Raw genomic sequence first — 18336 nt, forward strand, 5'->3', positions numbered from 1 at the left:
GGCACCGCAGCAGCTCCAGGCACCGCAGCAGCTCCAGGCACCGCAGCAGCTCCAGGCACCGCAGCAGCTCCAGGCACAGCGGCACCACCAGGCGCCTCGACACCGGTGGTCGCCGGTTCCTGGGGCAGCACCGTGAGCCGCATCACGACCGCGTCCACGTTGTCCGGCTGGTAGTACCCGGGCCGGATGCCGAGCTCCTCGAATCCGAGGCTCGTGTACAGGCCTCCTGCGACGGGGTTGTCCGCCCGCACTTCGAGGAACACCTGTGTCACGCCCTGCTGCCGGCCGCGCTCGATGAGCGAGAGCATCAGCAACCGGCCGAGGCCCCGCCCGCGGGCGGACGGTGCGACGGCGATCGTCTGGATGTCGGCGTCGTTCGACTTCGATGGCGCGAACAGCCCCGCGTACCCGGCGAGCTCGGTCCCGTCGCCGTCTGCGTCCGTCGCGACGAGGTAATACCCGTGCGGCGACGCGAGCTCCGAGCGCATCATGTCGTCGGACCAGGCGTCGGACGTGAACACGGATCGCTCCATCGCCATGATGGCGTCCAGGTCGGCGTCGCCGGCGCGGCGGAGCAGCCAGGTCATCCCGTCACCCGCTTCTTGGTGGACAGTGTGACGTCCGGCGAGCGCAGGTAGAGCGGCTCGTCCGATGCGAGGTCGTGCCCGCCGGCGACGAGGAGCGCTGCGACGGCGCCGAGGGACGCGGCAGAGACCGCTTCTGCGTCGAGGCGCGGCAGGTCCTGGTGCGGGAGCTCGTCCGGCTTGCCGAGGCCCGGCCCGTCGAGTCGGATGGGCAGACCGGCGGCGTCGAGCCCTGCGTAGGCCGTCCAGTATCGCTCCCGTCGGCGGGCATCGGTGACGACGAGCAGGTTCCCCTCGTGTCCGGAACGGTAGGCGCTGAGGGCGATGGCGTCATGGCTCACGACGGGCAGCACGGGGATGGCGGCTCCGATGGCGAACGCGCGGGCGGCTGCGATGCCGATGCGCAGCCCGGTGAACGGGCCGGGCCCCATCCCGGCGACGACGCCCTCGAGCTCGTCGACTCGGATGCCGGCATCGGCGAGGCAGTCGCTGATCAGCCGCCCGATGACCTCCGCGTGACGCATGGTGTCAGGCGAGGTGTGTTCGGCGAGCACCCCACGGACCGGGTCCGTGATGGCGACACTCGAACCCGCGGACGTATCGATGGCCAACAGCACTGGTCCAGCCTACCCGCGACGCGTGATGGTGACGCGCCGCGTCTCGATGGGCTCTTCGCCCTCGACGGTCTCCGCCTGCGAGCTGGCGTCGGCGCCCGTCGGCCGGTCGATCACGACGTCGGTCCAGTGGTCGACGACGCCGTCGAGCATTCCAGCACCCCACTCCACAACGACCACTGAGCGGGCGAAGTCGATGTCGAGATCGTCCAGTTCGAGCGCAGAACCGAGCCGATACGCGTCGACGTGCACGAGCGGGGGCCCGCCGACGAGGCTCGGGTGGGTGCGGGCGAGCACAAACGTCGGACTCGTGACCGGCCCACGCACGCCGAGCCCCTCGCCGATGCCGCGGGTCAGCGTGGTCTTGCCCGCACCGAGCGGCCCGGTCAGGACGAGCAGGTCGCCCGCGGTGAGCGCCCGACCGATCTCCAGGCCGAGCGCATGCATGTCCTCAGGGGTGCCGATGTCGACGGTGCGGTCTCCGATGCCGCTCATCGCGCCTCCCGAACGGTCCTCGTCACCCGCGGTCCGATGCGCGTCACGATCTCGTAGTTGATGGTCCCTGCGGCCTCTGCCCATTCTTCGACGGCCGGCGCACCGGTCGAGGGGTCCCCGAAGAGGACGGCGTCATCTCCGACCCGCACGTCGTCATCGCCGACGTCGACGACGAACTGGTCCATCGCGATGCGGCCGCACACCCGGTACCGACGTCCGCCGATGACCACCGGTCCACGACCGGAGGCAGCACGCGGGATGCCGTCGGCATAGCCGAGCGGGATGAGCGCGAGGTTCGTCGGGCGGTCGGTGCGGTAGGTGTAGTCGTAGGAGACGCCAGCCCCGGGTTCCACCCGCCGCACGGCCGCGACCGTGGCGCGGAGCGTCATGGCCGGACGCAGTCCGAGGGCGGCCGCTGTGAACGTGCTCGATCCGTCGGCGGAGGCGTCCGGCTCGAACGGCGACAGTCCGTATACGGCGACGCCGACCCGCACGGTGTCGTACCGCAGCGCGGGGAGCGCGAGTGCTGCCGCGGACGCGGCGAGGTGCGTCGTCTCCGGCGTCAGCCCGGCCGCCCGAGCGGCGTCGAGCCCCTGCTCGAACACCCGCGCGGCGGCGGCATCGTCCTCCGGTGAGGCGTTGGACACGTGGCTGAACAGGCCGACGACCCGGATCAGGCCAGCGCGTTCTGCCTCGGCCGCCTCAGCGAAGAGGGTCGGCCACTGGCTCACAGAGGCACCGTTCCGGCTGAGGCCGGTCTCCAGCTTCAGTTGCACCGCCGCTGCCGCATCGCCCTGCTGGGCCGCGATGACGGCGCGCAACTGCTCGACCGACGACACCCCGAGCTCGATGTCGCCCGAGAGCGCCGCGGCGAAGTCCGCGTCCGGCCCGTGCAGCCACGCGAGGATCGGCCCTGTGATGCCGGCGTCGCGCAGCGCGAGCCCCTCACGGATGTCCGCGACACCGAGGCGATCGGCACCGGCCTCGACAGCAGCGCGCGCCACTGGGACGGCGCCGTGGCCATACGCATCCGCCTTCACCACAACGATGAGCTGGTCGGTCCCGGTCAACCGGCGGACGGTCTCGATGTTGGCGCGCACGGCGTCGAGGTCGACGATCGCCTCACGGGTCGGTCGGACCTCGATTGGCTGCGGCCGCTCGTGCTGCCCCTCGGTCATCTCGGGTCTCCTTCCGCCACGACGAATGCCATCGCGGCACCGCCGTCGTGGGACATCGACACGTGCAGGCTCGTGATGCCGCGCGCTGCGACCGCATCGGCCGTCGACCCGGTCAGGACGAAGTCCGGACTGCCCTCTGGCCCGTTCACGACGGCCATCTCCTGCCAGCGGATGCCGTCGGAGGAGCCGAGCGCCTTGATGAGCGCCTCCTTCGCGGCGAACCGCGCGGCGAGTGAACGCAGCGGCAGCTCTCGCTCGACCGGCACGAAGAGTCGTTCCAGCAGGCCGGGAGTGCGGGTGACGGCACGTTCGAACCTGGCGAGGTCCACGAGGTCCACGCCGATGCCGATGATCATGCTTCTACTCTACGGCGACGCGTTGCGCTGCGGCCGTCGGACCCGACGGCCACCTCACACCAGGTGGCTCGCTACTCGACCGTGACCGACTTCGCGAGGTTCCGCGGCTGGTCGACGTCGAGGCCCTTCGCCGTGGCGAGCTCCATCGCGAAGATGTGCAGCGGGATGACGGCGAGCATCGGCTCGAACAGCGGTGCGGCGAGCGGGATCTGGATGACCTCGTCGGCGAACGGCAGCACGGCTGCGTCGCCCTGCTCGGCGATCGCGATGATGCGGGCGCCGCGGGCGCGGATCTCCTGGATGTTGGAGACGACCTTCGGGTGCAGGACCGCTGAACCGCGTGGGCTCGGCACCACGACGAACACGGGCTGGCCCGGTTCGATGAGCGCGATGGGGCCGTGCTTGAGCTCGCCGCCGGCGAAGCCCTCCGCGTGGATGTACGCGAGTTCCTTGAGCTTCAACGCGCCTTCGAGCGCGATCGGGTAGCCGACGTGACGGCCGAGGAACAGGACGGCGCGCGTGTCGGCCATCCAGTGTGCGAGCTGGGCGATCTTCTCGGAGGCGCCGAGGATGCTGGCGATCTTGTCCGGGATGCCGTTCAGCTCGGCGACCTGCTCGGCCAGGACCTCAGGCGACTGCGCACCGCGGACGCGGGCGAGGTGCAACGCGAAGAGGTAGATCGCTGCGACCTGGGCGACGAACGCCTTCGTGGACGCGACGGCGACCTCTGGTCCGGCGTGCGTGTAGACGACCGCGTCGGACTCGCGCGGGATCGTGGCGCCCTGCGTGTTGCAGATGGAGAGCGTCTTCGCACCGGCCTCGCGTGCGTACCGGACGGCCATGAGCGTGTCCATGGTCTCGCCGGACTGACTGATGGAGACGATGAGGGTCTTGGCGTCGATGACCGGGTCACGGTATCGGAACTCGTGGCTGAGTTCGACGGAGACGGGGACGCCTGCCCATTTCTCGATGGCGTACGTGCCGACGAGACCGGAGTACGCCGCGGTGCCACAGCCGATGATGACGACGCGGTTGATGTCGCGGAAGAGCTCGTCGAGTCCGCTCAGCTCCGGGATGACGACCTGACCGTCCGCGATGCGCCCGCGGAGGGTGTTGGCGACGGCCTCGGGCTCCTCGCTGATCTCCTTCGCCATAAAGCTCGACCAGCCGCCCTTGTCGGAGGCAGAGGCGTCCCACTGGACCTCGAACGGCTCGGTCTCCACCGGCGCGCCGAAGAAGTCGGTGACGACGACGTCGGACGGGGTGATCGTGACGATCTGGTCCTGACCGATGGCGACGGCGCGACGGGTGAACTCGACGAATGCCGCGACGTCGGAGCCGAGGAAGTTCTCCCCGTCACCGAGGCCGATGACGAGGGGCGAGTTGCGGCGGGCGCCCACGACGACGCCGGGCATCTCCTGGTGCATGGCCAGGAGCGTGAACGCGCCGTCGAGGCGGCTGACTACACGGCGGAACGCCTCGACGAGGTCGCCGGTCGCGCGGTACTCGCGGCCGATGAGGACCGCGGCGACCTCGGTGTCCGTCTCGCTCTCGAAGGTGAAGCCGTCCGCGAGGAGTTCGTCGCGGAGGTCGGCGAAGTTCTCGATGATGCCGTTGTGGATGAGGGCGAGCTTGCCGTCGTCGCCCAGGTGCGGGTGCGCGTTGCGGTCGGTCGGGCCGCCGTGCGTCGCCCAGCGGGTGTGGCCGATGCCGGTCGAACCGCTCGCGATGGGGTTCGCTTCGAGGTCCCCGGTCAGGACGGCGAGCTTTCCGGCCCGCTTCCGGGTGTGCAATGCACCCGCTGCGTCGAGCACGGCGATGCCGGCGGAGTCGTATCCGCGGTACTCGAGTCGCTTCAATCCGCCGAGCAGGACGTCAACCGTCTTGTCGTCGCCAACGTAACCCACGATTCCACACATCCAGCCAGCCTAGCCGCGGGAATTTGGAAGGCATCCGAGCGAATCCGGGTGGGACGCGAAGCGCACTCCCCGGCGCGTCAGAGCTTCCGCAAGAGCACCGAGGAGACCGTGTGGTCGCTGTCCTTGCGCAGCACGAGCTTCGCCCGCGATCTCGTGGGCCGGATGTTGTCGAGCAGGTTCGGCTCGTTGATGTCCTTCCAATACCCGTAGGCTCGCTCGCGGGCCTCTTCCTCGGACAGTTCCGCGAACACGTTGAAGTAGGAGTTCGGGTTGGAGAACGCGCCCTGCTGCAACGCCATAAAGCGCTCAACGTACCAGGCCTCGATGTCGCGGGTGCGGGCGTCGACGTAGATGCTGAAGTCGAACAGGTCGCTCACCGCGAGGCCGTTGGGCGCCGCCGCGGGCTGCAGGACGTTGAGGCCCTCCACGATGAGCACGTCCGGCCGGCGGACGACGACCTGCGCCGTCGGCACGATGTCGTATCGCAGGTGCGAGTAGAAGGGCGCGCGGACCTCTTCGACGCCGCTCTTCACATCGGTGATGAACCGCAGCAGCGCACGGCGGTCGTAGGACTCCGGGAAGCCCTTGCGAGCCATGATCCCGCGGCGCTCGAGCTCAGCGTTCGGGTAGAGGAAGCCATCGGTCGTGACCAGTTCGACGTGCGGGGTGTCCGGCCATTTCGACAGCAGCTCGCGCAGGAGGCGGGCGATCGTCGACTTCCCGACCGCGACGGACCCGGCGACGCCGATGACAAAGGGCGTGCGGTAGCCGTGGTCGCCGATGAACTGGCTCGTGGCACGACTGAGGTCCTGGGTGTTCTTCGCGTACAGGCTCAGCAACCGGCTGAGCGGCAGGTACACCTCTTCGACCTCACGCATGTCGAGGCGGTCTCCGAGCCCGCGGATCTGGACGACGTCCTTCTCGCTGAGCGGCAGGCTCGCAGACGGGGCGAGGCGCGCCCACTCCGCACGGTCGATCTCAACGTACGGGGAAGCCTGTCCCTGGGTCGCCCCGGTCGCTGTCGAAGTCATGCGTACACTCTTCCACAACGCACGACACCCGGATGCGCGAGCGGGTGCGTCATCGAGAGCTGCCCCGGCCTGGACGGAGAAGTTCGCCTGCCCGGCCAGGATGACGAACGGCGCCCGGCTCAGGGAGCCGGGCGCCGTTCGGTGTGGTTCGAGGTGCTCAGACCGCGAGTCTGGTGCGCACGACGTCGGCGAGGGCGTGCGCGAGGCGATCCGCCGTCGGCTGGTCCGCCGCTTCCACCATCACGCGGATGAGCGGCTCGGTGCCGCTCGGGCGCAACAGCACCCGTCCGGATTCGCCGAGCTCAGCCTCCGCAGCGGCGACGGCGTCTGCAACACCCTGGTCGCCTGCGAGGCGTTCCCGATCGACACCCGTCACGTTGACGAGGATCTGCGGGAAGACGCGCATGACCTGCGCGAGCTCCGCGAGGGTCTTGCCTGTGCGAGCCATCTCGCTCACGATGTGGAGGCCGGTGAGGATGCCGTCGCCCGTCGTCGCGAACTCGCTCATGATGACGTGACCGGACTGTTCACCGCCGAGCGAGTAGCCCTGCTCGTTCATCGCTTCGAGGACGTAGCGGTCGCCGACCTTCGTCTGCAGGACCGTGATTCCGTTCGCCTTCATGGCGACGTGCAGACCGAGGTTGCTCATGACGGTCGCGACGAGCGTGTCGTCCTTGAGCTTGCCGCGCTCCTTCATGGACACCGCGAGGATGGCCATGATCTGGTCCCCGTCGACGATGTTGCCGTCCGCGTCCACCGCGAGGCAACGGTCGGCGTCGCCGTCGTGGGCGATGCCGACGTCAGCACCGTGCTCGAGCACGGCCTTCGCGAGGAGGTCGAGGTGGGTCGAGCCGACGCCGTCGTTGATGTTGACGCCGTTGGGCTCGTTGCCGATGACCGTGACCTTGGCCCCTGCGTCGCGGAACGTCTCCGGGGACACACCGGCTGCTGCACCGTGGGCGCAGTCGAGGACGACGTGGAGGCCGTCGAGGCGGTGCGGGAGGCTGCCGAGCAGGTGCACGACGTACCGGTCTTCAGCATCGGCGAAGCGACGGATGCGCCCGACGTCGCCGCCGGTGGGTGCCAGTTTCGGCTTGTCGAGGTAGTCCTCGATGCGCTGCTCGACCACATCGGGGAGCTTCGTGCCGCCGCGGGCGAAGATCTTGATCCCGTTGTCGGGAGCTGGATTGTGGGACGCCGAGATCATCACGCCGAAGTCGGCGTCGATGTCGGCGATCAGGAACGCCGTCGCCGGGGTCGGGAGGACGCCTGCTTCGAGGACGTCGACGCCGGAGGAGGCGAGGCCGGCCGCAACGGCGGCCGAGAGGAATTCGCCGGAGATGCGCGGGTCGCGTGCAAGCACGGCGACGGGGCGCTTCCCTGCGGCACGACGTGCCTCAGCACTTCGGCCTTGCCCAAGCACCAGTGCGGTGGCTTGAGCAAGGCCGAGAGCGAGGTCCGCCGTCAGGTCGGCGTTCGCGAGGCCGCGAACGCCGTCAGTACCAAACAGCTGAGGCATGGAGTCTCCAGACCAGGCGCGATTAGCGCTTGGAGAACTGCGGAGCCTTACGAGCCTTCTTGAGACCGGCCTTCTTGCGCTCCTTGACGCGAGCGTCACGGCTGAGGAAGCCGGCCTTCTTCAGGGTTGCGCGGTTGTTCTCTTCGTCGATCTGGTTGAGCGAACGAGCGATGCCGAGACGCAGTGCGCCGGCCTGGCCCGAGGGGCCACCACCGGAGATGCGTGCGATGACGTCGTAGCCGCCGGCCAGATCGAGGATCGTGAACGGGTCGTTGATCAGCTGCTGGTGCAGCTTGTTGGGGAAGTAGTCCTCGAGCGTACGGCCGTTGACCGTGATGACGCCGGTGCCGGGGACGAGGCGCACGCGGGCGATTGCCTGCTTGCGACGGCCCACGGCTGCGCCGGGAACGCTCAGCACCGCGCGAGGCGCGGTGACAACTGCTTCAGCAGGCGTCTCGGTCGAGTAGCTCTGCGGGGTTTCTTCGATGGAATCTGCGATCTTCGCCACTGTAGGAATCCTTTTATCTAGTCCGGCGCGCTTACTGGGCGACCTGGTCGAAGTTGAACGGCTTGGGCTGCTGAGCTGCGTGAGGGTGCTCGCCGCCGGTGTAGACCTTGAGCTTCTTCAGCTGGTTGGCACCGAGGGTGTTCTTCGGCAGCATGCCGCGGATCGCCTTCTCAACGGCGCGAACCGGGTTCTTCTCGAGGAGTTCGGAGTACGTGACTGCCGTGAGGCCGCCCGGGTAGCCCGAGTGGCGGTAGGCCTTCTTCTGGAGGGCCTTGGAGCCCGTGAGGGCGACCTTGTCCGCGTTGACGATGATGACGAAGTCACCCATGTCGAGGTGCGGTGCGAAGGTTGCCTTGTGCTTGCCGCGCAGGAGCGCTGCAGCCTGGCTGGCGAGGCGGCCGAGGACCACGTCGGCGGCGTCGATGATGATCCAGTCGTGCTGGATCTCACTGGCCTTTGGTGAATATGTGCGCGTCACAATAGTGCTGCTTTCTGGTCGGAGTTGGTTGTTCGTGAATCCCACTCCGTTGGGTGTTCCGAGGGGAACGCCCGAGGTGGAGGGCTCAACTTCGGGTACCGCACCGCAGAAGGCGCAGGCACCAACGAGCAAGCCTACGCGATGGCGACACGCCCGTCAATCTGAGCTCGCCCTGCGCCCCACCCCTCCGTGCCAGCGTTCCCGCTCCCCACGCCCCCGCCAGCGCTCCCGCTCCCCCGCACACCCCTGCCCCCATCGAGCACAACTCCTTCAATCCGAAGGTCGCCGTTGACCCAACCCCCGGAACTCCGGGGATCTTGATCGAGCCGGCTCAGAATCGAAGGAGTTGTGCTCGATCAGAGGGCGCGTCGGGCGCGGGTCGCGGACGCCCGAGCCGAGAGGAGGCCGACCTCCGGATAGCCGACCTCGACCATCGTGAGCCCCCTCGCCGGCATGACCCGGAAGTCGTCCGTCCTGACACCGCCGTCGCGCAGGTGGATGAGGTACGCCTCGTCGACCCGTCCCTCGGCCACCGCGACGCACGCCCCGACGAGCGAGCGCACCATGCTGTGACAGAAGGCATCGGCCTGCAGCGACGCCACGAGCACACCGTCCGATTCGCGATGCCAGGCGAACCGCTCGAGCGTCCGGATGGTCGTCGCCCCGGCGCGCGGCTTGCAGTACGCCGCGAAGTCGTGGAGCCCGACCAGCAGTTCCGCGGCCGCGTTCAGCCGGTCGACGTCGAGCGTCGTCGAGACCCACGTCGTCGACCTTCTCGCCATCGGGTCCTTGGCTGACTCCTCATCGGCGATCCGATACCGATACCGCCGCCACACGGCGGAGAACCTGGCGTCGAAGCCGTCGTCGGCAGGCGTCGCCCGATGGATGACCACATCGCGATACACCCCGAGGAAGCCGTTGATCCGACGGGCGATCATCTCACCGACGGTTTCGACGAAGGTCGTGACGGGCACGCCCTCCCCCTCGATCAGGCGTCGCTCGTGTCGCCTGGCGAGCTTGACGAGCTGCTCCTCGGTGAGGTCGACGTGCGCGACCTGCCCCGCTGCGTGCACTCCAGCATCGGTCCGCCCTGCGACGACGAGCCGAGGGGGCTCGCCGGTGTTGCTGAGCATCTTCGCGAACGCGTTCTCGAGGACGCCCTGCACGGTCCGCAGGCGCGGCTGGATCGCCCAGCCGGCGAAGTCGGTCCCGTCGTAGGCGATGTCCAGACGATAACGATGCGTTGCGGAACGAATTGGTATCTCAGTACCGGAATCCGCGACGGACATGGCCGACGCCGAAGCCGGATCGACCGGTGAATCAGTACTCACGGACGAACGCGACCTCCCGCGTGGTGGCCGTGAAGCCGATGCGCTCGTACAGACCGAGCGCTCCCGTCGGACTCTCGGTGTCGACCTCGAGGGTCGCTCGCTCGTACCCGGCAGACTGCTGACGACGCAGCGCTTCGGAGAGCATGACCGGTGCCAGACGCTTGCCGCGAGCGGAGCGGACGATGCCGACGAGCGCGATGTAGCCGCCCGTGAACCCCTGCGCGGCCCAGTCCTCCTCATCGACCTCGGTCAGCACGAAGCCGACGACGTCATCGTTCTCGTCCACGGCGATGATCGACAGGTCGTTGCGGAACCGGGGTCCGCCGACGAACTGTTCCCACCGCTCGGCCGGCGTCGCGAGGCTGCCCCAGTGGTCGCGGAACGAGTCGTTCCGTGCACGCCTCGTCCGGTCCGAGTATTCGGGCGTGTAGCCGATGACCCGCAGCCCAGCCGGCGACGGGAGCACGGGGATCTCATCGGCGAGCACACGCTGCATGTGGGTGAAGTAGCGCGCGACGCGGAAACCGGCGTCGGCGAACAGCTGCTTGCCGTCCGCGTTCCGCTCGTCGACGTAGCCCATTGACCAGCCGGGGAGATCGAGGTCGAGCGATGCGAGTTGCTGCTGGGAGCGCTGCTGCGCCCACTCCAGCAGAACCGATCCGATGCCACGCCCTCGCCACTCGGGATGGACGCCGCCGCCGATGTGGGACTGGATGCGCGTGCTGTGGTCGGGGTGCAGGGAGACCTCTGCGTTGGCGACGAGCACACCATCGGCGGTGAAGCCGAGCAGGCTGTCGAGCGCCATGTCGATGGATTCGTCGGCGAAGTCGTCGGCGACGTCCTCGCGGCTCACCACGAACTCCGGGTGGTCGACGGGGCCGATCGCGAGATGCAGTTCCAGCAGGATCTCGATGTCGTCGGTCGTCGCCGGCCGCCAGGTCGCGATGTCGGGATGCGACGGGATCGTGACCGTGTCGGGCGCGTGCACGCGCTGGCTCAGGGTGCCGTTGTGCTCACTCATACATCCAGCCTAGATCAGTGGGTTTTCGCCTGAATGTGCGGGCGCTGAAACCCGCGCACCCGAACGACGCCCCATCCAGCATTCCGTTTCGCACCAGCACGGAACTCCACCGTCCTGGGGAAACGACGAACCCCGCCGCCCAGGAGGACGACGGGGTTCGTACGGTGATGCTGGTGGAGTCTGGTGCTACTTGGCTTCTGCTTCCGCAGCAGCTTCCGGAGCCTCGTCGGCAGCGTCGACCGCTGCAGCGTCGGTCTCGGTCGCCTCGACGGCAGCCTCAGCCTCGACCTCTGCCTCGGCGGGAGCTTCGACAACGGGCTCCTCGACCGGAGCAGCAGCGTGCTTCGCAGCGGACTTGGCCGGCTTCGCCTTCGGCGTGACAGGCTCGAGAACGAGCTCGATCACTGCCATCGGAGCGTTGTCACCCTTGCGGTAGCCGGTCTTGATGATGCGCGTGTAGCCACCCTGACGGTCGGCGACGAGGGGCGCGATCTCCGTGAAGAGCTCGTGGACGACGCTCTTGTCGGTGATGGTCGCGAGCACCCGACGACGAGCGTGCAGGTCGCCGCGCTTCGCGAAGGTGATCAGGCGCTCAGCCAGCGGACGGAGGCGCTTGGCCTTCGTCTCGGTGGTCTGGATGCGCTTGTGCGTGAACAGTGCAGCCGCCAGGTTGGCGAGCAGCAGACGCTCGTGGGCTGGGCCGCCTCCGAGGCGGGGTCCCTTGGTGGGAGTAGGCATTGTTGTCTCTCTTCAGGTTGGAAGTCGTCAGTGTGGAGCGCGGAACTGGATCAGACGGTTTCGTCGTCGTAGCCGCTGTAGAAGTGGGCGCCGTCGAACCCGGGAACCGAGTCCTTGAGCGAGAGTCCCATTTCGGTCAGCTTGTCGCGAACCTCATCCACCGACTTCTGGCCGAAGTTGCGGATGTTCATGAGCTGCGTCTCCGAGAGGGCGACGAGCTCACTGACGTTGTTGATGCCCTCGCGCTTCAGGCAGTTGTAGGAGCGCACGGACAGGTCGAGGTCCTCGATGGGGATCGAGAGCTCGCCGGGCAGGACGGCGTCGACCGGTGCAGGACCGATCTCGATGCCCTCTGCCGCGGTGTTCAGCTCGCGGGCGAGACCGAACAGCTCGGTGAGCGTGCGGCCGGCCGATGCGATCGCGTCGCGCGGGGTGATGGCGGGCTTCGACTCGACATCGACCACGAGGCGGTCGAAGTCGGTGCGCTCACCGGCACGAGTCGCCTCGACACGGTAGGTGACCTTCAGGACCGGCGAGTAGATCGAGTCGACCGGGATCTGGCCGGCTTCGCTGAACTCGTTGCGGTTCTGGGTCGCCGACACGTAGCCGCGGCCGCGCTCGATGGTGAGCTCGAGCTCGAACTTCGCCTTGTCGTTGAGCGTGGCGATGACGAGCTCTGGGTTGTGGACCTCGACACCGGCCGGAGCCGAGATGTCAGCAGCCGTGACCTGGCCTGCACCCGTCTTGCGGAGGTAGGCGGTGATCGGCTCGTCGTGCTCGCTGGAGACGACGAGACCCTTGATGTTCAGGATGATCTCGGTGACATCTTCCTTCACACCGGGGATCGTGCTGAACTCGTGGAGCACACCATCGATACGGATGCTCGTGACCGCTGCACCCGGGATCGAGGACAGCAGCGTGCGGCGAAGCGAGTTCCCGAGGGTGTACCCGAAGCCAGGCTCCAGCGGTTCGATGATGAACCGGCTGCGGAACTCCGAGATGTTTTCTTCGGTGAGCGTGGGACGCTGTGCGATGAGCACTATTGAATTCCTTTCGGCTAAGTGTCCGCTATATGACACTTGCGATGTCGAGGTATTGAGTTGTGTCCGCTGGGCCGCGACTCGGCCCCGTCACCAGGACGGAGCCGAATCGCGGATCACCGATGAATTAGACGCGGCGACGCTTGGGAGGACGGCAACCGTTGTGAGCCTGGGGCGTCACGTCGTTGATCGAACCGACCTCGAGGCCAGCGGCCTGCAGCGAACGGATCGCGGTCTCGCGGCCGGAGCCGGGTCCCTTAACGAACACGTCGACCTTCTTCATGCCGTGCTCCTGCGCCTGACGCGCAGCCGACTCTGCGGCGAGCTGTGCGGCGAACGGGGTCGACTTACGCGAACCCTTGAAGCCGACGCCACCGGACGAAGCCCAGCTGATGACCGCACCGGTGGTGTCGGTGATCGAGACGATCGTGTTGTTGAACGTCGACTTGATGTGGGCCTGGCCCACGGCGATGTTCTTCTTTTCCTTCTTGCGCGGCTTCCGTACGGCCGACTTAGGTGCTGCCATGATTTCTCCTGAATCCTTGAGGCGAGGCGGCTAGGGCGAGGCCTAGCGAGCCTTCTTCTTGCCGGCTACGGTGCGCTTCGGGCCCTTGCGGGTACGAGCGTTGGTCTTGGTGCGCTGGCCGCGGACCGGGAGGCCACGACGGTGGCGGATGCCCTGGTACGAGCCGATTTCGACCTTGCGGCGGATGTCAGCTGCGACCTCACGGCGCAGGTCACCCTCGACCTTGTAGTTGCCCTCGATGTAATCGCGGAGCGCGACGAGCTGGTCGTCGGTGAGGTCCTTCACGCGGATGTCTCCGCTGATGGCGGTGTCAGCGAGGGTCTTGAGTGCCCTCGTGCGGCCAACACCGTAGATGTACGTCAGTGCAACTTCCACGCGCTTGTCGCGTGGGATGTCTACGCCGGCGAGACGTGCCATGGTGGCTTCTCCTAGGAGTTTGTGGAGGTGTGGAGCAGTTCCGGTGCCCGGGCCTCCGACCCGAGGTGTCCCCCGTTCACACAGGTGTGTGTTCGGGTTCTGGAACTGCCAGTTTCGTGTTCAGTTGTGGTGATGCAGGTCTGCGATTAGCCCTGGCGCTGCTTGTGGCGCGGGTTCTCGCAGATGACCATCACTCGACCGTTGCGACGGATGACCTTGCACTTGTCGCAGATCTTCTTGACGCTGGGCTTGACCTTCATGGTTCTCTCTTTTCGCTGTCGTCGTGCCGGAGCCCCGCGACCGGGTGGTCGCGGCGCGTTCGGCCGTTACTTACAGCACGTCCTACTTGTAGCGGTAAACGATCCGACCACGGGTCAGGTCGTAGGGGGTCAGTTCCACGATCACGCGGTCCTCCGGGAGGATGCGGATGTAGTGCTGACGCATTTTGCCCGAAATGTGGGCAAGTACCTTGTGTCCGTTGGTCAGCTCAACGCGGAACATCGCGTTGGGCAGAGCCTCGACCACTTGGCCCTCGATCTCGATGACGCCGTCTTTCTTGGCCATAGCCTCACTGTCGCTAAAGGTTGATTGTGCTGGTCGTGCGGGTGGATGGTGCACACGGACCGGAGTCCGCCACCGTGCAGGTGGACACGCTGAAGGCGTGCAGAAAGCACCAAGGGTCAATCTTATGCTATGTTTCCGCGTTCGAGCAACTCCGGGCGTGTCGGATCGAGGTCGTCGGCCGGCCTCGTGCACGCCGCGGCGGATTCAGTCGGTGCGAGCGAGCAACGCGTCGTTGATCGCGGTTGTCGCCTGGTGGTCGATCGGGACCGGAGCCCCGTCGATCTCCGACACCGGGGCGGCCAATCGGACGCTCGACAGCAGCCAGATCCCGTCTGCCGATGCGAGATCCTCCGGGCGCAGCATCCGGTAGTCGACGGTCGATCCCGACTCCGACAGGTGCTCGAACAGTGCGAGCTGGGTCGTGCCAGGGAGGATCCCGCTCGACGCGGGCGGGGTCACGTAGACGCCGTCGATCCGCGCGACCACGGTGGAGGTGGGCCCCTCGAGCACGTACCCGTCGCTGCTGACGAAGAGCACGTCGTCCGCCCCGCGGCGCTTCGCCTCCCGGATGGCCGCCATGTTGACGGCGTAGGAGAGCGTCTTCGCTCCGGCGAGCAGCCACGGCGACCGCTCCTGCACGTCGCTCGCATATCCGCGGTCGAGCAGGACGACGCGGACGCCCGTCTCACGCTCCGGGAAGCCGGACGAGCCGATGCCGGCGATCCAGGCCGTCGGCACCCCTGAGCCGTCGACGCCGCGGCTGAGGACGAGCTTGATCGAGCTCTGCCCCGTAGCGGGCAGAAGCGCCACGATCCGTGAGATCGCTTCACGCCACTGCGCGGCGTTCGGCGCCGGCAGGTCGAGTGCGGCCGCCGAGGAGGCCAACCGCTCCACGTGGGCGTCGATCGACTGCGCGGCGCCGTTCACCACACCGAGCGTCTCGAACACGCCGTCTCCGCGCGAGGCGCTCAGGTCGAAGACGCTGAGCGCTCCGGTCCCGTCACCGCCGGAACGGATGGTGGCGCGGAGTTCCGCGTCGGAGGGCGTCGCGTCTGCCGCGAGCACATCGATCAGGAGCACGATGGGGGTGGCCATGCTGCGACTCTACCCGCGATCCCCTGGCTTCAGGCGATCGGCACGGGGGTGACGCCGAACGGGGCGAGTCCTGCCGCTCCGCCGTCTGCAGCGGTCAACACCCAGATGCCGCCGGCGTGCACGGCGACGCTGTGCTCCCAGTGCGCCCCGACGGAACCGTCGACCGTCGCAACCGCCCACTCGTCCTCGCGGACGAACGTCTCCGCATCGCCTGCGACGACCATCGGTTCGATCGCGACGACGAGCCCCGGCTTGACCTCGGGCCCGCGCTGGCGGACGCGGTAGTTGAACACCGGGGGCGCCTCGTGCATGGTCCGGCCGATGCCGTGCCCGACGTAGTCCGTCAGGATCCCGTAGGTCCGACCCTCGGGAGAGTTCTCTTCGATGAACTCCTCGATCGCATCGCCGACCTCGTTGAGGTGCTTCGCGACGGCGAGGCGTGCGACGCCGGCCCAGAGCGAATTCTCGGTGACCGATGAGAGGTGCTCACGCTCGGAGACGAGTTCCGGACGGCCTGCGTCCGGGACGACAAGCGTCATGGCGGAGTCGCCGTTCCAGCCGTCGATCTCCGCACCGCTGTCGATCGAGACGATGTCGCCAGCCTGGAGCGGTCGGTCGTCCGGGATGCCGTGCACGACGTCGTCGTTCACGGACGCGCAGATCGTGTGGCGGTAGCCGGGGACGAGCTTGAAGTTCGAGTGCCCGCCGAGCGCGATGATCGCGGCTTCGGCAGCGCGATCGAGTTCGAGGGCCGTCACACCAGGCGCCAGGATGGCCCTGACCGCGTCGAGCGACGCGCCCGTGGCCAATCCGGGTGCGACCATGGCGCGGAGTTCAGACGGCGTCTTGTAGATGGACGGCTTGCCGCGGAAGATGCCCACGTCAGCCGACGAGGATGCCACGCGAGGCGAGCGCCGTGCGGACGCGCTCCGTGACCTCGTCGACCGTGCCGAGGCCGTCGACGGCCGACACGAGCCCACGCTCGGTGAACAGCGCGATGAGCGGAGCGGTCTCCTGCTCGTACACGCCGAGGCGGTGGCGGATGACGTCTTCGGTGTCGTCTGCACGGCCCTGCTCGGCAGCACGCTTGAGCAGACGCGCGACGACCTCGTCGGTGTCCGCGACGAGCTGCACGACCGCGTCGAGACGGTTGCCGTCGGCAGCCAGGAGCGCATCGAGCGCGTCGACCTGGTCCGTCGTGCGCGGGTAGCCGTCGAGCAGGAAGCCCTCAGCGGCGTCGGCCTGCGAGAGGCGGTCGCGGACGATCTCGTTCGTGAGCGAGTCCGGCACGTACGAGCCGGTGCTCACGATCGCCTGGACCTGCTTGCCGAGTTCCGTGCCCTCCTTGATGTTCGCCCGGAAGATGTCTCCGGTCGAAATCGCGGGGATCCCGAAGGTCTCGGCGAGCACGGCGGCCTGGGTGCCCTTGCCTGCGCCGGGCGGCCCGACGATGAGCAGCCGGGGCTTCCGCCCCAGCGGCTCGGCAGCCGTTGCGCCGGTGGCCTCGGTGGTGCTCATCGAAGGAGGCCTTCATAGTGACGCTGCTGCAGCTGCGAGTCGATCTGCTTGACCGTCTCGAGACCGACACCGACGATGATGAGGATCGATGCGCCACCGAATGGGAAGTTCGCATTCGCCCCGACGAGGGCCAGAGCCACAAGCGGGAGCAGTGCGATCAGACCGAGGTAGATGGAGCCCGGCAGGGTGACACGCGTCAGCACGTAGTCGAGGTACTCGGCCGTCGGACGCCCGGCACGGATGCCGGGGATGAAGCCGCCGTACTTCTTCATGTTGTCGGCCACTTCCTCCGGGTTGAAGGTGATGGCGACGTAGAAGTACGTGAACCCGACGATCAGCAGGAAGTACATCAGCATGTAGAGCGGGTGATCGCCCTTGGTGAGGTACTGCTGGATCCAGAGCACCCACGGCGCAGGAGTGCCGGTGGCGGGCTGGTTGAACTGCGCGATGAGCGCGGGGAGGTACAGGATCGACGAAGCGAAGATCACGGGCACCACACCGGCCATGTTGACCTTGATGGGGATGTACGTGTTGTTGCCGCCGTAGGTGCGACGCCCGACCATGCGCTTCGCGTACTGGACGGGGATGCGTCGTTGCGACTGCTCGACGAACACGACGAGGCCGACGATGACGAGGCCGACGGCGAGCACGAGGAGGAAGACCTCCGGGCCCTTCGCGGTCCAGATCGCGCCGAGCGAGCCGGGGAAGGTCGCAGCGATCGACGTGAAGATGAGGAGCGACATGCCGTTGCCGACGCCGCGCTCGGTGACGAGCTCTGCCATCCACATCACCAGACCGGTTCCGGCCGTCATGGTGATGACCATGAGCAGCATGCCGTACCAGGTGCCGCCCTGTGCGGTGATCAGGTCGGCGCAGACGCCGCCCTGGTTCCCGAACAGCGCGCCGCTCTTGGCGACCGTGATGAGGGTGGTGGACTGGAGCACACCGAGGAAGATTGTGAGGTACCGCGTGTACTGCGTGAGGCGAGCCTGACCGGACTGGCCTTCCTTGTGCAGCGTCTCGAAGTGAGGGATGACCACGCGCAAGAGCTGCACGATGATCGACGCGGTGATGTAGGGCATGATGCCCAGCGCGAAGATGGAGAGCTGGAGCAGCGCACCACCACTGAACAGGTTGACGAGTTCGTACAACCCGGAGGTGCTGGACTGCTGGTTCGCGAGACACTGCTGCACGTTCGGGAAGTTCACGAACGGCGCGGGAATGAACGAACCCAGCCGGTAGATGGCGATGATCCCGAGGGTGAACCCGATCTTCCGACGAAGGTCAGGTGTACGGAAGATCCGCCCGATGGCGCTGAACAAAAAGTGCCTCCTGTGAGATGTTGCAAGGTCGGCCCGGGTGGCCGGCGAAAACCGACCACCCGGGTGTGCTCCTGTGCGGAGC

The 18336-nt window shown here is 67.5% G+C and carries 22 protein-coding genes; all 22 read right to left on the bottom strand.

Annotation, left to right across the window (positions count from 1 at the left end; translation table 11 throughout):
- Positions 1-587: ribosomal protein S18-alanine N-acetyltransferase (rimI, locus tag ACL9RL_RS02780; protein ID WP_422778696.1), on the bottom strand; the 587-nt coding region annotated here is incomplete at its 3' end.
- Positions 584-1201, bottom strand: a complete 618-nt coding sequence (gene tsaB / locus ACL9RL_RS02785; protein ID WP_422778697.1) for a tRNA (adenosine(37)-N6)-threonylcarbamoyltransferase complex dimerization subunit type 1 TsaB — start codon at positions 1199-1201, stop codon at positions 584-586. The genes tsaB and rimI, both read right to left, overlap by 4 nt.
- 9 nt (positions 1202-1210) lie before the next feature.
- Positions 1211-1693, bottom strand: a complete 483-nt coding sequence (gene tsaE / locus ACL9RL_RS02790) for a tRNA (adenosine(37)-N6)-threonylcarbamoyltransferase complex ATPase subunit type 1 TsaE (RefSeq protein ID WP_422778698.1) — start codon at positions 1691-1693, stop codon at positions 1211-1213.
- Positions 1690-2871 (bottom strand): alanine racemase, encoded by a 1182-nt coding sequence (alr, locus tag ACL9RL_RS02795; RefSeq protein ID WP_422778699.1) that lies wholly within the window; start codon positions 2869-2871, stop codon positions 1690-1692. Before alr ends, tsaE begins: the two co-directional genes overlap by 4 nt.
- Positions 2868-3227, bottom strand: coding sequence for a holo-ACP synthase (locus ACL9RL_RS02800; RefSeq protein WP_422778700.1), 360 nt, complete (start codon positions 3225-3227; stop codon positions 2868-2870). Before ACL9RL_RS02800 ends, alr begins: the two co-directional genes overlap by 4 nt.
- A 71-nt stretch (positions 3228-3298) precedes the next feature.
- Positions 3299-5146, bottom strand: coding sequence for a glutamine--fructose-6-phosphate transaminase (isomerizing) (gene glmS, locus ACL9RL_RS02805; RefSeq protein WP_422778701.1), 1848 nt, complete (start codon positions 5144-5146; stop codon positions 3299-3301).
- A 77-nt stretch (positions 5147-5223) separates the two neighbouring features.
- On the bottom strand, positions 5224-6177 hold the full coding sequence (gene coaA / locus ACL9RL_RS02810) for a type I pantothenate kinase (protein WP_422778702.1): 954 nt from the start codon (positions 6175-6177) through the stop codon (positions 5224-5226).
- 157 nt (positions 6178-6334) lie between these two features.
- Complete coding sequence (glmM, locus tag ACL9RL_RS02815; RefSeq protein WP_422778703.1) at positions 6335-7696, bottom strand: phosphoglucosamine mutase; 1362 nt, start codon at positions 7694-7696, stop codon at positions 6335-6337.
- 22 nt (positions 7697-7718) lie between these two features.
- Entirely contained in the window at positions 7719-8204 is a 486-nt protein-coding gene (gene rpsI / locus ACL9RL_RS02820; protein ID WP_422778704.1) for a 30S ribosomal protein S9, read from the bottom strand.
- A gap of 31 nt (positions 8205-8235) precedes the next feature.
- The gene (gene rplM / locus ACL9RL_RS02825; protein WP_422778705.1) at positions 8236-8682 is read right to left on the bottom strand and encodes a 50S ribosomal protein L13; all 447 of its coding nucleotides are present in this window, start codon (positions 8680-8682) and stop codon (positions 8236-8238) included.
- Positions 8683-9038: 356 nt separating this feature from the next.
- Complete coding sequence (truA, locus tag ACL9RL_RS02830) at positions 9039-9971, bottom strand: tRNA pseudouridine(38-40) synthase TruA (RefSeq protein WP_422779204.1); 933 nt, start codon at positions 9969-9971, stop codon at positions 9039-9041.
- Between the two features lie 31 nt (positions 9972-10002).
- Positions 10003-11034 (bottom strand): GNAT family N-acetyltransferase, encoded by a 1032-nt coding sequence (locus ACL9RL_RS02835; protein ID WP_422778706.1) that lies wholly within the window; start codon positions 11032-11034, stop codon positions 10003-10005.
- Positions 11035-11220: 186 nt separating this feature from the next.
- The gene (gene rplQ, locus ACL9RL_RS02840) at positions 11221-11772 is read right to left on the bottom strand and encodes a 50S ribosomal protein L17 (RefSeq protein WP_422778707.1); all 552 of its coding nucleotides are present in this window, start codon (positions 11770-11772) and stop codon (positions 11221-11223) included.
- Between the two features lie 50 nt (positions 11773-11822).
- Positions 11823-12812, bottom strand: coding sequence for a DNA-directed RNA polymerase subunit alpha (locus ACL9RL_RS02845; RefSeq protein ID WP_422778708.1), 990 nt, complete (start codon positions 12810-12812; stop codon positions 11823-11825).
- 127 nt (positions 12813-12939) lie between these two features.
- Complete coding sequence (rpsK, locus tag ACL9RL_RS02850; RefSeq protein ID WP_055821293.1) at positions 12940-13338, bottom strand: 30S ribosomal protein S11; 399 nt, start codon at positions 13336-13338, stop codon at positions 12940-12942.
- A gap of 42 nt (positions 13339-13380) precedes the next feature.
- Positions 13381-13755 (bottom strand): 30S ribosomal protein S13, encoded by a 375-nt coding sequence (gene rpsM, locus ACL9RL_RS02855; protein WP_422778709.1) that lies wholly within the window; start codon positions 13753-13755, stop codon positions 13381-13383.
- Between the two features lie 146 nt (positions 13756-13901).
- The gene (gene rpmJ / locus ACL9RL_RS02860; RefSeq protein WP_021759549.1) at positions 13902-14015 is read right to left on the bottom strand and encodes a 50S ribosomal protein L36; all 114 of its coding nucleotides are present in this window, start codon (positions 14013-14015) and stop codon (positions 13902-13904) included.
- A gap of 82 nt (positions 14016-14097) precedes the next feature.
- Entirely contained in the window at positions 14098-14319 is a 222-nt protein-coding gene (gene infA / locus ACL9RL_RS02865; RefSeq protein ID WP_017885304.1) for a translation initiation factor IF-1, read from the bottom strand.
- A gap of 204 nt (positions 14320-14523) precedes the next feature.
- Complete coding sequence (locus tag ACL9RL_RS02870) at positions 14524-15414, bottom strand: aminodeoxychorismate lyase (protein WP_422778710.1); 891 nt, start codon at positions 15412-15414, stop codon at positions 14524-14526.
- A gap of 29 nt (positions 15415-15443) precedes the next feature.
- Positions 15444-16316, bottom strand: coding sequence for a type I methionyl aminopeptidase (map, locus tag ACL9RL_RS02875; RefSeq protein ID WP_422778711.1), 873 nt, complete (start codon positions 16314-16316; stop codon positions 15444-15446).
- A complete protein-coding gene (locus ACL9RL_RS02880) occupies positions 16297-16932 on the bottom strand; it encodes an adenylate kinase (protein ID WP_422778712.1) in 636 nt (211 codons plus the stop codon). Before ACL9RL_RS02880 ends, map begins: the two co-directional genes overlap by 20 nt.
- Positions 16929-18254, bottom strand: a complete 1326-nt coding sequence (gene secY / locus ACL9RL_RS02885) for a preprotein translocase subunit SecY (RefSeq protein ID WP_422778713.1) — start codon at positions 18252-18254, stop codon at positions 16929-16931. Before secY ends, ACL9RL_RS02880 begins: the two co-directional genes overlap by 4 nt.
- Positions 18255-18336: the final 82 nt, after the last annotated feature.

Origin of the sequence: Plantibacter sp. Mn2098, from assembly GCF_049319745.1 — a bacterium.
In the GTDB taxonomy this organism is placed as follows: domain Bacteria; phylum Actinomycetota; class Actinomycetes; order Actinomycetales; family Microbacteriaceae; genus Plantibacter.

What these genes read in the sequence shown, in the direction of transcription:
- ACL9RL_RS02835 (WP_422778706.1), bottom strand. Translation starts at nt 11,034, where the DNA reads ATGAGTGAGCACAACGGCACCCTGAGCCAGCGCGTGCACGCGCCCGAC.
- infA (WP_017885304.1), bottom strand. Translation starts at nt 14,319, where the DNA reads ATGGCCAAGAAAGACGGCGTCATCGAGATCGAGGGCCAAGTGGTCGAG.
- rpsK (WP_055821293.1), bottom strand. Translation starts at nt 13,338, where the DNA reads ATGGCAGCACCTAAGTCGGCCGTACGGAAGCCGCGCAAGAAGGAAAAG.
- ACL9RL_RS02800 (WP_422778700.1), bottom strand. Translation starts at nt 3,227, where the DNA reads ATGATCATCGGCATCGGCGTGGACCTCGTGGACCTCGCCAGGTTCGAA.
- alr (WP_422778699.1), bottom strand. Translation starts at nt 2,871, where the DNA reads ATGACCGAGGGGCAGCACGAGCGGCCGCAGCCAATCGAGGTCCGACCG.
- tsaE (WP_422778698.1), bottom strand. Translation starts at nt 1,693, where the DNA reads ATGAGCGGCATCGGAGACCGCACCGTCGACATCGGCACCCCTGAGGAC.
- rpmJ (WP_021759549.1), bottom strand. Translation starts at nt 14,015, where the DNA reads ATGAAGGTCAAGCCCAGCGTCAAGAAGATCTGCGACAAGTGCAAGGTC.
- coaA (WP_422778702.1), bottom strand. Translation starts at nt 6,177, where the DNA reads ATGACTTCGACAGCGACCGGGGCGACCCAGGGACAGGCTTCCCCGTAC.
- ACL9RL_RS02870 (WP_422778710.1), bottom strand. Translation starts at nt 15,414, where the DNA reads ATGGCCACCCCCATCGTGCTCCTGATCGATGTGCTCGCGGCAGACGCG.
- glmS (WP_422778701.1), bottom strand. Translation starts at nt 5,146, where the DNA reads ATGTGTGGAATCGTGGGTTACGTTGGCGACGACAAGACGGTTGACGTC.
- rplQ (WP_422778707.1), bottom strand. Translation starts at nt 11,772, where the DNA reads ATGCCTACTCCCACCAAGGGACCCCGCCTCGGAGGCGGCCCAGCCCAC.
- glmM (WP_422778703.1), bottom strand. Translation starts at nt 7,696, where the DNA reads ATGCCTCAGCTGTTTGGTACTGACGGCGTTCGCGGCCTCGCGAACGCC.
- truA (WP_422779204.1), bottom strand. Translation starts at nt 9,971, where the DNA reads ATGTCCGTCGCGGATTCCGGTACTGAGATACCAATTCGTTCCGCAACG.
- rpsM (WP_422778709.1), bottom strand. Translation starts at nt 13,755, where the DNA reads ATGGCACGTCTCGCCGGCGTAGACATCCCACGCGACAAGCGCGTGGAA.
- ACL9RL_RS02880 (WP_422778712.1), bottom strand. Translation starts at nt 16,932, where the DNA reads ATGAGCACCACCGAGGCCACCGGCGCAACGGCTGCCGAGCCGCTGGGG.